Here is a 15,139-nt window from a genome sequence, read left to right on the forward strand (position 1 = left end):
CGCTAGGTCACCAGCATTCTTTCCCGCTCATGACTTTGATCCCCCGGCGGGCACCAGATCCGTCTCGCGGGAGCGCTGTCTCACCCTGATTTCAATTCGTCGTCTTGCCTTCACGTCGCCAGCCTGCGCTCCATCGGTCAGACGATCGCCAGGAAGTATCAGCTGGCCACCAGACATCGGCAGGATGGTGAACCCTTTCAACTCGGGCATGTCGCGAAGGATGCTCGTGACCGAAATTGCTCGCGCCAAACCGAGGCCCGCATTGTCAGCCGGATGAAGCGTTCCAACCTCAACCTTGCGTGCCAAGACCGGTTGGAGGCTCTTGTCCATGTTCGACGCCAGGCCCGACATCGCCTGCTCGTCCGTGTGGCCAATGACTTCGATGACGTCGACGCCATACGAGGTCGCAATGCCCGCAATCGTCTTCGACAGATCGCGCAGCCTCGTCTTAAACCGGTCTGAAAGCTCGGCGCTGCCTGTATCGAAATTGTAGCCGTCGAGTTCGCTCAGGCTGATGATCGGTGGCCAATCGTTCGGTTTGGCAGCAACCACGGCCTCACCGGCCTTCTTCAACGCCTCAGAAAGGTCCTTGGAGGTCTTGGCCGCACCTAAGTAGCCATACTCCTTCAGCACCTTCATGTGCTCGATCATCTCCTTGGCCTGATCGACGTCGACGTCGTTCTCAGCAAGGACCTTGGTGACCGGCGCCCTTTTCACCACCTCTTCAACCGTTAGCCCGGCCTTCTTGATTGTTTCGACGACCTCTTTCGCTAGGACAAGTTCGCGCCATTCTTGATCGGAGACATTGCGTCCCGTCGCGGGCTTGAACGCATTTAGCTGAGCAAGCAGCCGCTTGTTCTCCTCGTCAAGCTTGCGAACGGTCTCCTGGACGGATTGCGCAATCTTCTGCGCCTCGGCCGCCTCCTTTTCCTTCTTGGCGATGATGGCGCCGGCCGCCAACAGAAGGCAGAAAACTAAGAGCAGCATTGTCTCGGCCATCGTCAGGCCAAGGATCAGGCCGCGGCCATAGCCCTTGCGCTCGAAAGCAACTGATGTTCCGCCGGCGTCGCTCACCTGCCCCACCAACTGGATCTTCTGGGCGGTTCGACCTTATCCGCCTGAGGTGTTCCGCTCAAAGTTTGGAAGGAATCGGCTTGTGGGCTCTCGGAAATCTTGATCGGCGCCTCTTCGCCGACACTGGCCGGAGGCGCCACCGAAGGCGCCGGCTCGATCGCTATTGGGCCGTTGGCGGGGTGGTTCGCACGCGCAACGTGAAGACTCTTTTCCGCGAGCATTGCGACAAGCTCGCTCGTGTCCTTGCTTTGCTTTTGCACAACTGCCGCAAGCGCCTGGGTGACGTTCTGCTGAGCTTGCACGGTCTCCGCGGTCTTCTCCGCGGCAGCCGCCGCCCGCTCCACGCCGCTCGCGACCTTGCCCACCGCATCGGCGAGGCTGGTCATGCGAGCTTGCTGCTCCTGCGACGCGGTCTCGGTCTTCACGGCATACTGCGCGACAGCGCTGCCAAGGATCTTCACCATCGGCGCCAGATCGTTCTTCAGCACCTCGTCGGGAACGACAACCTTCTCCAGCTTCGTGGCCACCGTGTCTGCCTGCGCGCCAAGCTTGCTCACGGACGAGGACATCGAGCCATTGGCCTTGTCGAGCAAATCCGCGGCGGCCTCCACGCGCTGTGCAATCGAGGAGAACTGACTTTCGACCTGACCGAAATTGTCCTTGAGTGCGTCGCTGAGCTTGCCTGACGCCTCCTGCACCGGCTTGATCGCTTCCATCGCGATCTTGTCCAGGGCGGATCTAATGTGCTCCCCGTTCCGCTCCGCCTGCACGGCAATCTCGGCGAAGCCTTCTTCGAGCATTTGATGACTGACGCGCCGGAAGTCGGCGAACTCCCTGGTAACGCTCTCCATCTCGGCTCTCACCCGCCGGGTCATATCGGCGAGTTCATGCCTCGCGGTCCGCTCGATATCGGCAGGGTCGCGGCGCATCTGATTGTAGAAGATTCTGAGCGCAATACCGGTGATCGTCGACGTCACCGCGATACCGAAGTTCCTGACGATGGCCTCGGTCGAACCTTCCGACCCGAACTGAAACAGCGATACCCCAAGGCTCGTTAGCGTGAACAGGAAGCCCATGTAGTAAAGGTTGTCGCCGGTCTGTTCATCGTGCAGCCGCAGCTTCCCCGTGAAAACCGACACACCCAGATAGAAGAACATCAGGCAGACCGGTATGCCCGCCCCCACAATTGGGTTCACACCCGACAGCTTGGCGATGGCGATGAAGACGCAGCCACCGAGGGTGAGTGCTGCAAAGACGACGAGTGGAAAGCCCGGATGGCCCAACAGCGATTGGTCGTGTTTCCTGGCCATCAGTTTAACCCCTCCAAGCCAACCAGCTTTTCGAACTCGCCATGATGGCTCTGGACCCACTGCGTCCAGAACTCGGCGTGGTCGAGCGACTGAAATGGCTTCTTTGCCCGGTCGAGATAGAGAATCGTGACGTTCACCCCATCGAGCGAGGTGCCGTAGGTTCGATCGGCGGCGCTGTTGAGATACTTCTGATAATCGAGCCCCGATCGGTATTGTGAATAGAGGGCGGTATGCTCAATCATGTCCGATGCGACAACCAACCGCTTTGGGCTGCCCTGTTTCGCCAAGTTGCTGTCGAAGAGTGACAGTTTGATTTTCTGGATGCCGGCCATGATGGGCGACTGGCTTACCGAATCACCATTCGGGATTTTGTCAGGAAGCTTGCTCAATGGATCGCCGAAGGCGTCTTCCCACTTCCTTTGGCGGCGCGCAGGGTTGTTCGTCCAACTATCGACCGTCGACCCGTCTCCCGGGTTGCATCCATCGAACATCACCGTCAGGTCGCCGGGCTCTGAGTTCAGCGTGTAGATTCTCACATACCCGCCGGGCTCGACCCGTCCGATGGTCTTCCGGAACTCGTTCTTCAGATCGGACATCGTCGTCCCCGAAATCGGATCCGTGGCGTCGATGAGAACAGCTGTCAGACTGGTTGGCCCGCCCAACGGACAGTTTGTGCTGGCATCGATCTGGCCCTTCCCAGATCTTGACCACATCCAGCCAATGCCGGCCAACATGGCAACTGATAGTACCCCAAGAGCGACCGCCGCGACGATTGTGCCCGCATCGCCCTTCTTGCGCCTGCGAGCCCGCCTAGCCATTCACGCTGTCCGGATGAATCTTGTCGAGATCCCGGTACTGCTCAATACCTCGCTCACACTCTTGGCCGATGAGTCGGACCTGAGCGTTGAGTTCCTCCTGGGCCTCGCGGATCGACGCGCCGATGTCTCCTTCGCTCCACTCCCCACCACCTGAAATTTGAGGTTTGATGCGATCGAGTTTGTAGGGCGCTCCAAAATGCTTGGGCGCCGGCTCTTTCCGGGCCTGGATATTTGCTTCCCTGTATTTCGACAGAAGTTGGTTGCAGGCTCGTTCCAATTGATCCTGATGTTGCGCAAAGAGCGCTAGAAGCCTCCCACGGTGATCGACAATCGCGCGATGCTCCCTGCGGCGACTGCCGAGATCCTTGACAATTTCCTCAACCTTTTCGTTGTGGTCATCTCGAACGTCTTGCAGCTCCTCGATCAACTCCTTCTTTCGCTCGATATAATCCTCGCGCCTGCCAACCAATCGATTCTCTACGCCCGCGTATCCTGGATAAGGGTCGAACACGAACCAGCCATCGATAAATGCGAAGATCGAAAACATGAGGCCGATCGCAAAGAGCAACCATGACTTCACGTCTGTGAGCCCGGCCGGATCGGCGCGTAGATTGCGGATGACCTCCGCACCAGCGCCGTCCGCAAGCGTCCCACTCACTTCCCGATAGTGCGCCAGGGCCAAGTTTATGGTGACGGCTAGCGCGACATAAAAAATGATCGAGCCAATCCCTACCAGCTTCCCAAAGATGGACCGGTGAGTGACCAGTCGCGCGCAAAAAACCGCCAGGAGCAACGCGGCGCCGATGTTGATGAAGGAGAATGCCGCGGCCTCGAGGATGCCGCCAAAAAACCCCTGCTCGTTTCCCTTGGCGAGGAAACTGCCGTTCATCGCGGTCTCGATGAGAAACAGGAACAACAGCAGCGAGAGCCTAAAGACATGAGCCACGCCGTGCTGCACCCTCGCGGCACGAACCAGGCCATGCTTTTCCTTAAACCAAGAGTGCTCTTTTTCGGCGTCGTTAAGAGCCCTTCTCAGTCCATGTAGCTCATCCAGTCCGACGGCGACCGAAGCCTTGAAGTCAGACACGCTCGCTGCATTTGCCTGGCGGATTAGACCAAATTGTTCTTCGAAATCCAGGCCGGCAAGGCGCCCGCCGAGAAGCTGCAAGCTGTCCTCAAGAGTGTGATAGGACGCCTTCTTCTCATCCTCAACACGTTCGATAATGGCATGTTCGACATCGTCGAGATTCTTGGTGTTCTTTGGGGGCTGATTCGCCTCGCCACGTTCCTTCCCGCGACCAGCGAGATCCATATCGCGATCGATCTTGGCGACGTCCAAGCTGCTGAACAACTGGGTACTCGCACGGAAATCATGGTTAGACTCGCGAAGCGACTCGCGCAGCCTGTTTAGCTTTTCGAATTTAGAACCCACGCCCCACTACCCAACCCTTAAAGCCGCCCGGCACAGTGCTTCTATGCACAGTAGAAGCAAAGGGCAATCGCGCATTCACAAATGTCCACTTGGTTGTCACGACAAATTAGATTGGGTGTGACCTGTCGCCGCGCGCTTCAGATATCGTCATGGCTCGATCCTCCACGCTTGCCTTGTGGGCTCACATAGAGGTCCGAACAAATCTAAGGCTAGCCACCGAGACGACTGACGATGAGGCGCACGCGGTCAGGGTTTAGGCTGGTCCGTCGACGAATCGATCTTGTTCGTGATCTCCGCGGTCAACTTTGAGCTCCAGGGACACCAATGCGCCTTTGGCAGGTAGCTTCCGCCGATCTCGTCGACATGTTGTTCGACCTGCGCCATGTTCGCATCGCAGACTTCAATCGCCTGCTCAAAAAAGCCGATGCTCTCAGGGATCAGCGAATACGACCAGGCAGGATTGTACGGCACCTTCTTGACTACGATCGTCCCTTGCACATGCCGATCCATTCCTGTCTTCAAGATCTTTCTGGCCATCGCGACGGTGCGTTGGTCAATCAACTTGAATGCGAACGAGTTGCTGGGGCTCTTGTCTGGGCCCCGCTGCTCAAAGGTGAAGTAGGCCGGGGCGTCCAGATCCGGTAGGCTTTCGAGTATGGCTGCTAGTCTGGAACCCGCCAACGCCAGCTGCTGATCAACATTGCCAATGTGAGTGTTGTAGTAATCGTCGCCGAGCACGTCACCGCTTTTGACGTAAGCGGCTTTTGCAATGCGGTGGCTGGACTCCGCCCATCTGATGGGATCGGCCTCGGCGACGTCAGCGGGCGCGAGCTTCGGGACAACGTCCCTCGACAGATGGTCAACATATTGTTCGGCAGTAAGTTGGGTGTGGAGGATAAGGCCGCTGTCCCAAACCGAATGAAGATTGGTCTTCTTGTCATCGAAGAACGTCACTTTGACCAAGTTGCCACCTTGATCAGAATTGCCGTCGACCGTGCGCTCGATTGCGTGGAAGGGCTGATGAATATCCCCAACGAAATGCACCAACCTTTTAAGCGCGTCGGCGCGATCATAGACAGAAGCCTCGGGATTAACGATCAGCTCCTTTTCTCGCCCGATGGCCGCAATCACACAGTCGCCCGTGACCTCTGCCGCACAGTCTCTACCCGCGTCGAAATGATCCTCTTCGTATGGAATGTCGGCGAAATGCCATCGCGCCGTTTCCGGTCGCGAAATTCGGATGTCATCGGCCATGACGGCACCTGTCACCAATGGCGCGCCAAACAATATCTTGCGGATCTTAGACTTGGCCTCGGGGGATAGCTTGGCCTCGGCTAACATCGCCACCACCGCGTGGCCTTCCGGACCCCACGCCAATGCCGGAGATGCCAGTAGGACTGCCGCTGCTGCTGCCGCGAACACGTTCTTCATATTCGCCTCCCAGGTACAGGCCGCTTTAAATTGGATGCATCTTCGTGGTGATAGCTCACCACTTCGCCGCGAGACCGATTTTTGCTTGATTCACGAATTGGGCAGTCTCTTCGATATCGCCACGGGAGTAGCTGAGCTTCAACGCTGTGTGACCATCTTCGTCCAAATTGAAATTCAGACCCAGACTTAGCAATGAATAGTCGTGGCCCGAATCCACATCCTCCAACCACTCATAAGTGGTAAAAAATGATGCTGGCTGCAGCCATTTGGGAACGAGCAGATCGTTCTGCTTAGGTTTGACGGTTAGTGCGAGAACACCACCAACTCGAAGCGAGCTGTCGTCATCTTGGAATAGCGGCGACGACACATCTCCCAGCTTCTCGCTGTAAATGAGCCGAGCGATCGGATCCAGTTCCCAAGTGAAAGGTCCGAGGCCGTTCGGGACGCTGACTGAGATCCCGTCGGTGATCCAATAGGGCTGCCATTCCGCCGTGGCCGACCACGAACGAGGGTCACCGTTGAAGGTTGTGTTCAGCGCCGGCCTAAACCGCACGTACTGGGTGCCACCAAGCACGTTTCCAAGCGCCAGTTCACTGGTCGCCGCGAACGAAAGCACATCGATGTTCTTAGATTTCTGACTTACGAGCGTGTTCACGACCCTGTTGAACGAGATGGAGGGTGCAAATGCATAGCCTACGACGTAGGGTGCAAACGGGTCGCTAGGCGGATCGAGTGCGACGCTGTAGCCTAGCGCGGCGACGCCTTTCGCGGACCAAACATCGTTGTCCGATACCTTGTCGCGGCTCCAGTCGAACTGTGCACCCTTGGCATCCTTTGCAGCTTTCGGACACGTGAAGATGGACACATCCTCAAAGCTATCTCGCAGCAAATACCTCCAGCCGGGAGCGCAAGGATCCTTTTCCGGATCATTTTTTCCGATCACAACAGGGACTGTCTCCCCGTCGGCCGTCACGCGAATTGGATGGCCCTCGGCGGCATGCCTCTCCACGCTATGCAAAGCCGACGCGACCTTGGCGTCCTCGTCGCCGGTATACGTTGCGACTTCGTCAGCACCGAGCTTGCCGTCACAATCGACATCGTAGTTTTGGAAAACCGGGCTGTTCTTGTGTAGCAAAAATACGTGCCACTCGCTCTGATTGGCAGGTGCTCCGGCTGGGCCGGTGTATTTGCAAGCCACAGGCTTTGCCACTGCGTCTACCGGAAAGAGCATCATAGCCGCAAAGAGCGCTGCGCATAGATTCTTCATGGAACCCCCCGACCTCGCCTTTAGGTCTCTGCCGATTTCTTGGCCTTGGCACGCCTTGGCTTTTTCTTAGGTGAGGTCTCTCGAATTTTCTGCGCTACCTTGGCTTCCATGAATTCATGGGCCTTCATTAAGCTGTCGAGGGTCAACACCTCTGACGCTATTGTCGGCACGGCCACGACATGTTGCAACTTGCGAACGATCAGGTTCGCCAGTTGCTGAATCTGAGGAACCGTCACCATCTCTTTTTGAGCCAGGCGAACGTGAAGTTTTACCATCCATGGCAACTTGCTCAGCGCGTCGGCGAAAGCCGCCCATCCCAAGGTATTGATATTATATGTTTTCGGAATGTTAGTCGCCGGAGTTAGCACTGATGGATCGTCGCCAAAATGACTAGAGAAGTAGTCGATAAGGCGATCTTCGATTTCTTGTTGAGAAACAGAGACAAGATTCACATCACCCTCCCCTCGAAGGCTGATTATTATGGTTTTAAGATTTACTAATTAAGCTACTTCGTCAATACCAAATTTTACCGCTTGGCTAGATAATATATGTCTAACTCTTGATAGCATATTTCTGCGCTAACATATTGAAATAAATAATATTTCTACAAAAAAATTCCACCTCTATTCACCGCGTAGTTAACCGGCGAAAGGTGGCAGCGCCACTGTAGGATCACCCAGTATCACCAAGGCCTGACGATCCATCGCGACCAGTTGGCAGTAGAGGGCCCAGTCCCGCGCGTGCGGAACCGCTTTGTTGACGTTCTCCATTGCCGTTCGCCAACCTCCAAGGAATGAACCCGCTTCTCGATAGACGCGTGAGAGCGCCAACCCGATGGGGGTGCGGATCCCACTGCGATAGATTTCATTCCAAAGGCACGTGACCAAGGCATGCGTCACCACCTGCCCATTTTGTGGGTCTCGCAGCGTCCAATCAAACGTAGGCTCGACGTGCCCGACGAATGCACGGATGGGTCGCTTTCTGCCTAGCAGCTCACGAGGCAAGGGCGCCACCATGGCTCCGGCGGCCGCGGCAATGCCCGCGAGCATCGTTGCAACGTCACCGGCAGGAAGTAAGCCCGCATAGCGCGTCTCGGAGTCCGAGCCGGCTGAACAGCACGCATGAGCGTACCAAATTGCACCGGCCGCCGCGGTTTGTCCCAGTGCATTCGAAGCCAATGGTAAGTGATCAGCGTCAACAAGGCTGCCGAGCCTCGCCCGCAAGCCATCGGGATCATTCAGTGGCCCCGTTAGCCCGTGGCTAGTGGTAATGATCAAAGCAGGCTTATGGGCATCGATCGCCGATGTCAGTCGACTTCCTGTTGCATCGGCGTCTCCCAGCCAGCCGCGAGCACCTAGATCGTTATCTTGAGCATAATTATCATAAAGTTTTCGCCCGATCGCGCGGGCCATCAACCAAGTGATATCGGGGCTCCCGTGGTCTACGCTCCAAATGAGCGGCGCCCGAGCATCGACCTCGTCGAACCCGTGTATCAGTGCCGCGACATAGTTTGCGAGGTCATCTCCGTCCAGATCCAGCCTTCCAACGCAGCATGACATATTCAGCGCATATTGGACGGCCCACGGGATCCGCACCGGGCTGGCGTAAATCATGAGATAGCGAGGTATGCGCCCCTTGCGCGTTCCAGGCGTCGGGCTCTGCGCAGAAAGATCTTGGACGCTGCCATCCTCGTAATAGCGCCGAAGAAATCCAACGCCCAAATCCGCGCGAAAGCGCAAAATCGGCGAACCAGGCCGGTCGATTAGGAGAGTCCGCAAAGGCTCAGGTAAGTCGTCACCCCGCGCCTTCTCGACAATGCCAAGGACATCGTTGTCGGGAACGACAATGCCCCAACCAACGTCGGCGTTGCGCCAGTCACGCTCATCTAGCTCCGGCGGCGCTAACCACTGTGCCGCACGATATGCATGCGGCTGCAGCTCCCATTTCGACACTAACGGAAGTTGTTGGGTTAGAGCTTTTGTTCCATCCCAAGCGTTCGCACGGAGAATCTCAGGCCTGTCGATCGGCTCGTTCAACCATTCCCCCCGACATCCACCTTGCCAAACCTACCGAACCGATCAGGCCGCAGCGGGACGGGCACCACGGGCGGCTTTTCCAAAATCGCCAATATCTGATCACGGACTACGCTCGGGGTGCTTGCCGGGAGATTGCGCAATGCCTCGGCTACCGTGTCGACCCGAGCCTTCATCTCGGGATCAAGGAGGGAGCGAACTTGCAGAGATACCGGGTTCTCATAAAACACCGGAAGCGACCAACGCCCAAACGCCTCGGGCGGTTTGTTCTGGTACATCCCATAAAAATGTTGACGTACTGCAACTATTGCAGGCGAGACATCTATCTCCGCCACTTCGCCACCAGCGCCTGCAAGTGCCGCCCCGACAATGTCTAAAACTTCGCGATAAAAGGTTCGGGTAAAATGCGTCGCATCACCTGCATCGATCGGATCGTTCATACCTACGGCGATTGGCGATCCTCGCTCGGCAATTTTGAACGCCATGGAATTGAGGTGCTGTACTGGTCGCGCCCCGGAGCAACTGTTGAGCACTGTCAGCCAAGAAGACCTCTGTATTTCAAGGGCAGCCACCAACTCGTCGACCACCAACTTGACGGATCCGGACGCAGCATCGCCCTCCTTGTCAGCGATCGTCGCGAACTCCAGGGTAGATACACCCAATGCCGTCCCGCCATGGCAAAAGAGATGCAAAAATTGGAACTCTTGAACCTTTATTTCGGCTTTTATGGCGTCCGCCGAATCTGGAATGGGCAAGAACTTGAACCCCGGCTCTGCCTTGCCTTGTTTCTCGGCCAAGAGGGCTTGATCGCCGAGATAAATTTGGGCTTCGATAGGCAGATTTTTCCCCCGCGCGGCCACTATCTGGGCCATTAATTCGTCGAGCTCGGGACGCGCGTCAATGCCTGCCGCAGAAACGAAAGCCATCACCTTCAAAGGTAAGGTGTAGGTACGAACACCGATACACCCGTCAGAGATATGTGAGACAAGTCGAGTTATGCGACATCCTGGAGCCACGGCGAGAAATTGGCGTTCCGGTCGACACAGAGTTTCCCAGCGCACTCGCTCTGCAAGGGGCGTCTCAATGCGAAACTGCAAAGCGTCCACCTCGGCTCCGGGCATTGCCGCCAGCCGTTGAATTTCAGTGCCAATCGCTTGATGGCTGGAGAGGGCGCCGAATAGCGTTTCTCCGTACGCGATCATGTTTGCGTCCGTGTCGCACTCTGGCATGGGATCAGGCAAATTCAAAAGGCTCGGATCCATCCCTCCGGGATGGTCGACTGGAGCACGGTAGAGCCTCGCCGCCAATCCTGAACCGTTGGAATCGCGCTGTATAGCAATAACGACTGGCGCCATCCTCAGTCCTTCGGGGGCATAGTATGTTGATCGATAATTTTTTGAATGTCGCTAAGCGTGCTTTGCACGGCATTGTTGGCGCTCAAAGCAGAACTGCTCACCGTTTCGGTAAGAAACTTTCCTTGTGCGGTTCGCAGAAAGCGAGAAGAGTCCAACGAGGCCTTTTCAACAAAACGCTGCGCTGCTGATGTCCACATCGGGGCTTCCGGCAAGTGGTAGTCTGGTATCAGGTCAGTCTGCTGCGTAACCCTTGCCAGAATTCGCTGCGCTATCGACGCGCGAGGCGGACCCAGCACCTCGGTGCGTTCCGCATCCCAGTTTTGGTAGTTACTGACGAGAGCGGGTTGGCAATAAAGGAAATCCCTCCGCAACTGCGGGGCTTCTGAAGGGTCCGACGCAAACAAAAACTGATAAACCTTGTCTAATCGGTTGCGTACCTGCTCAATGTCGTCATCAAACTCGTGATACAGCACCGGTCCCGGCCTTATCTGAGCCAGGTTATCCGCGAAGTACCTGCAAGACTCTTCGGTACCAGACCCCTGAGGCGGGGAAAAAAGCACTGCCCAAGCGCCAATCCGCTGCAGAAAACTGGCCACCTCCGATGGATAGACAGCAGTCAATGATTTAGCCTCGTCCACACCAGGCGATGCCCGTAGCAGCAAATTGGATCTCTCGTCGGATGACTCGGTGGGGCAGATGAAATGCACAGCGTCAAGAGCTTCATCCCGTAGCACGCTCTCGATCCACCCGAGCCACGGCGAGAACGATCGAGGGCCAGCAAATCCACTTTCGGATGCACTCAAAGCCGGCGCCGGACTATGAATATTCAAGCGTGGGATTGGGTAGGCGCCGAAGTGTTCAGCGATTTTGGGTGTCGTAAATAGGTGAGCGACGACCTGAGCTCTAGGTGCGTCGAATGCACTACAGATCACGTCATGTACGCGCCTAAAGTCGGCGAAATGATCGCCTTTGATGGAGGGGTCAAAGCAAACAGCGATCTCTAATGTGTCGGGGTCTTCCTTCGACCGCTCAAGAAAATCTGGCAACCTCAGAATCGGGCGGTTAACCACATCCCCGAGCAACCTTTCCCAAGGCATCGCACCCAAAAGCCCGTAGGGTCTGATTAGATGGAGCCAAAGTGGCTCAGATGGACCGGTACGCGCATTTTCATTGGCAGTAGCTGCGATCTCATGCGCCAACCCATGCGGCAGGTGTGGACCCTGCGGCAAGCTCGACCTTTCCTCCCGGGTTAGCCCGAGCATCGATGCGGGGAGCTTCCAGTTCTTTTTGGAACTTCCGCCACTTTCAAACTCTATCCAAACGTATGGGTCTCCTGACCAAGCCAATAGCTCCATTCGCAATGACATGAGCTGGTGTTCGCGTTTTAGCTCTTCGGCCATGTTCAGGCCCTCGCAATTTGAGTGCGCAACGCCCAGGCAGTGTAGGAATTCGCAACGTCCCCATGGGAGGTAATCCGCTTGTCGGAGCCGTCGAGCGCAACAATCCTGTAGTCGGCCAAAGCAGGATAGTCGTCTCCGACTGCCGGAATCGGATCGATTTGAGTTCGATCCTCCATGCCCCTCGGACCATAGCCGCCCAGAGCGGCATACCGACCAGGTGGCTCACCGGCAGCACCGATTTGTAGCTCTCCGAGATCCGATGGTCTTCGTAGGGCCAAATGGAAGACGTTGTGAAGGGGAAAGTCCATGCTGCTATACGTCGTAAAGACCGGCGATCTCACCAGACTCAACGCCGCTCTGTAGCCCCCTGGGCCAGCTCGCCCAAGAACGGTCTCCGCGAAGCACAGATGTGAAATCGCCGGCTGCAGCAACAGAAGCGAGCTTGGCTGGCGCGAAAGCGGTTCTGGCGCACATAGGGCCGACAACATGACCTTTGATCCAAACGAGTGGCCGAACACGTGAACGCCGCCTTTGGCTGCGGACAAAACGTCCCGCAGCAGTGTGGCCACGCCGCGACTTCCAACTCGCCCGGCCCGATCTTTCATCTGGAAGAGCGAGGCAAGGCGGATAAGATCTCTTGGATCCCAGCTCTCACCGGCCGCTGCTAAGGGACGGGCCCCGCCTCCCACCACGCCGATTTCGTCAATGTCGATGTCTTCCTCTGCAGATCCCGACTCGGCGGTCCGCATCAAGCTCGCCAACTTGAGAATGCCCTCTTCGCCAATCGGCTCGCCGTCAGCGCCGTCCACCTCTTCTGGTGGGTGCGATATGATACCCGACACAATGGCTGCCAGTCTCAGGGCCTGCTCTCGCCCAAGCATCCCTGAATCGATCAGCTCATAGAAGTCTGCACGATCCTCGTGCGAAATATCCGACGCGATCTCGGAGATCACTTTCTCGAACAGATTAGCGTCGGATGACTGCTGCGCGTCACCTTCCGCGGCCATTTGCGGCCCAGGCGTTGAGGGCATCCACGCGCTTGGCCAAGTTATCCCGACAAAAATCGGTGAGAACCCCGGCAACGGGTGCTCGTGAATTACCGCTTCAAAGGCACGCAGAAAGCGACTGTACTGATCGACAGCTGCCGCGAAATCGGTGTTCCAACCATGAGCGTAGAAGAGCACGCTCGAATAGTCTCCGGAGCGCATCTTCCCAATGAGCGCCGCCGCCGTTCCTGGAGACGTGCATTGCCCGTCTTTGTCGAAACGAACAAGCCAGCTCGGCATGCTCACACCAGGTAAAGCATAAGGTCCTGCCGGCACCAACGACATACGTTCCTCCCCGCAGCGCGATTGCCTGACAAGTCTATATTACTTCAGCGCCTACTTTCCAGACCTCTAATACTTTTCGCACAAGCGGACGCCGCTAAGGATCGATATTGATGGCGGCATTCCGCGCGACCTTGTAGGGAACTACGCGTTGGCGCAAGAGCTCGTGGGTGTTGGCGGAACCCGTTTAGCGACGGCCAATTGACGGCAGGGTCCGACGCTTTGAGCGCGCAATGTTGAGCCGGAGCCTGATCGGGCGTCGCCAAATCAGTGATCAAACGCCTTGACGATTTCCTCGGTCATTTTCTTGGCGTCGCCGAGCAGCATCATGGTGCCGTCCTTGTAGAACAGCGTGTTGTCGATGCCGGCATAGCCGGAGCCGAGCGAGCGCTTGACGAACAGGCAGGTGCGGGCCTTGTCGACGTCGAGGATCGGCATGCCGTAGATCGGCGAGGACTTGTCGTCGCGCGCGGACGGGTTGGTGACGTCGTTGGCGCCGATGACATAGGCGACGTCGGCCTGCGCGAATTCGGAGTTGATGTCCTCGAGCTCGAACACCTCGTCATAGGGCACGTTAGCCTCGGCGAGCAGAACGTTCATGTGGCCGGGCATGCGGCCGGCAACCGGATGGATGGCGTACTTGACCTCGACGCCGTTGGCCTTGAGCTTGTCGGCCATCTCGCGCAGCGCATGCTGCGCCTGCGCCACCGCCATGCCGTAGCCGGGCACGATGATGACCTTCTGCGCGTTCATCATCAGATAGGCGGCGTCGTCGGCCGAGCCCTGCTTGACGGTGCGCTCGATGCCGTCGTCGGCCGCTGCCGCCGTCTCGCCGCCGAAGCCGCCGAGGATGACCGAGATGAAGGAGCGGTTCATGCCCTTGCACATGATGTAGGACAGGATCGCGCCCGACGAGCCGACCAGCGCGCCAGTAATGATCAGCGCCAGGTTGCCGAGGGTGAAGCCGAGCGCCGCGGCGGCCCAGCCCGAATAGGAATTCAGCATCGACACCACGACCGGCATGTCGGCGCCGCCGATCGGGATGATGAGCAGCACGCCGAGCACCAGCGACGCGGCGACGATCAGCCAGAACACCAGCTTGGCCTCGGTGGTGACCAGGAGCACGATCAGCACGACCAGCGCGATGCCGAGTGCCGCGTTGATGAAGTGGCGGCCGCCGATCATGATCGGCTTGCCCGACATGCGGCCGTCGAGCTTGAGGAAGGCGATCACCGAGCCGGTGAAGGTGATGGCGCCGATGGCCACACCAAGGCTCATCTCGATCAGCGCCTGGGCATGGATGTCGCCCGCCGTGCCGATGCCGAAGCTTTCCGGCGCGTAGATGGCTGCGGCCGCCACCATCACGGCGGCAAGACCGACGAGCGAGTGGAAGGCGGCCACCAACTGCGGCATCGAGGTCATGGCGATGCGGCGCGCGGTGACCGCGCCGACGCCACCGCCGATGGCGAGGCCGAGCACGATCAGGCCGAAGCCGCCGGCCGATGGAATGGCCAGTGCCAGCGTGGTGGCAATGGCGATGCCCATGCCGATCATGCCGTAGAGGTTGCCCTGCCGGCTGGTGGTCGGGTGCGACAGGCCGCGCAGCGCCAGGATGAACAGGATGCCGGAGACCAGATAGAGGAAGGAAGCGAAGTTGGCGTTCACGTCACTTGTCCTTCTTCTTGTACATC

Annotated in this window: 12 protein-coding genes; all 12 read right to left on the reverse strand. The window is 57.6% G+C overall.

Annotation, left to right across the window (positions count from 1 at the left end; all coding sequences use genetic code 11):
• Positions 1-27 precede the first annotated feature (27 nt).
• Positions 28-1,074, reverse strand: coding sequence for a hypothetical protein (locus tag EN857_RS06340; RefSeq protein WP_189521636.1), 1,047 nt, complete (start codon positions 1,072-1,074; stop codon positions 28-30).
• Entirely contained in the window at positions 1,071-2,384 is a 1,314-nt protein-coding gene (locus EN857_RS06345; protein WP_135858179.1) for a hypothetical protein, read from the reverse strand. The genes EN857_RS06340 and EN857_RS06345 overlap by 4 nt, the downstream gene beginning before the upstream one ends.
• Positions 2,384-2,980, reverse strand: a complete 597-nt coding sequence (locus EN857_RS06350) for a hypothetical protein (protein ID WP_135858180.1) — start codon at positions 2,978-2,980, stop codon at positions 2,384-2,386. The genes EN857_RS06345 and EN857_RS06350 overlap by 1 nt, the downstream gene beginning before the upstream one ends.
• 214 nt (positions 2,981-3,194) lie before the next feature.
• The gene (locus tag EN857_RS06355) at positions 3,195-4,634 is read right to left on the reverse strand and encodes an MFS transporter (protein WP_135858181.1); all 1,440 of its coding nucleotides are present in this window, start codon (positions 4,632-4,634) and stop codon (positions 3,195-3,197) included.
• 246 nt (positions 4,635-4,880) lie between these two features.
• Complete coding sequence (locus EN857_RS06360) at positions 4,881-6,065, reverse strand: S1/P1 nuclease (protein ID WP_135858183.1); 1,185 nt, start codon at positions 6,063-6,065, stop codon at positions 4,881-4,883.
• 55 nt (positions 6,066-6,120) lie between these two features.
• Complete coding sequence (locus EN857_RS06365; protein ID WP_135858185.1) at positions 6,121-7,332, reverse strand: hypothetical protein; 1,212 nt, start codon at positions 7,330-7,332, stop codon at positions 6,121-6,123.
• Between the two features lie 20 nt (positions 7,333-7,352).
• Positions 7,353-7,784, reverse strand: a complete 432-nt coding sequence (locus EN857_RS06370; RefSeq protein ID WP_135858187.1) for a hypothetical protein — start codon at positions 7,782-7,784, stop codon at positions 7,353-7,355.
• 186 nt (positions 7,785-7,970) lie between these two features.
• Positions 7,971-9,368: a hypothetical protein gene (locus EN857_RS06375; protein WP_135858190.1), complete on the reverse strand. Its 1,398-nt coding sequence runs from the start codon at positions 9,366-9,368 to the stop codon at positions 7,971-7,973.
• Complete coding sequence (locus EN857_RS06380) at positions 9,365-10,720, reverse strand: CHAT domain-containing protein (RefSeq protein ID WP_135858192.1); 1,356 nt, start codon at positions 10,718-10,720, stop codon at positions 9,365-9,367. Before EN857_RS06380 ends, EN857_RS06375 begins: the two co-directional genes overlap by 4 nt.
• 2 nt (positions 10,721-10,722) lie before the next feature.
• Positions 10,723-12,120, reverse strand: coding sequence for a hypothetical protein (locus EN857_RS06385; protein ID WP_135858194.1), 1,398 nt, complete (start codon positions 12,118-12,120; stop codon positions 10,723-10,725).
• Positions 12,121-12,122: 2 nt separating this feature from the next.
• On the reverse strand, positions 12,123-13,451 hold the full coding sequence (locus tag EN857_RS06390; protein WP_135858196.1) for a hypothetical protein: 1,329 nt from the start codon (positions 13,449-13,451) through the stop codon (positions 12,123-12,125).
• A 264-nt stretch (positions 13,452-13,715) separates the two neighbouring features.
• On the reverse strand, positions 13,716-15,113 hold the full coding sequence (locus tag EN857_RS06395) for an NAD(P)(+) transhydrogenase (Re/Si-specific) subunit beta (protein WP_127282904.1): 1,398 nt from the start codon (positions 15,111-15,113) through the stop codon (positions 13,716-13,718).
• Between the last annotated feature and the right edge of the window lie 26 nt (positions 15,114-15,139).

The sequence above is a fragment of the Mesorhizobium sp. M4B.F.Ca.ET.214.01.1.1 genome (genome assembly GCF_004791545.1).
In the GTDB taxonomy this organism is placed as follows: domain Bacteria; phylum Pseudomonadota; class Alphaproteobacteria; order Rhizobiales; family Rhizobiaceae; genus Mesorhizobium; species Mesorhizobium abyssinicae.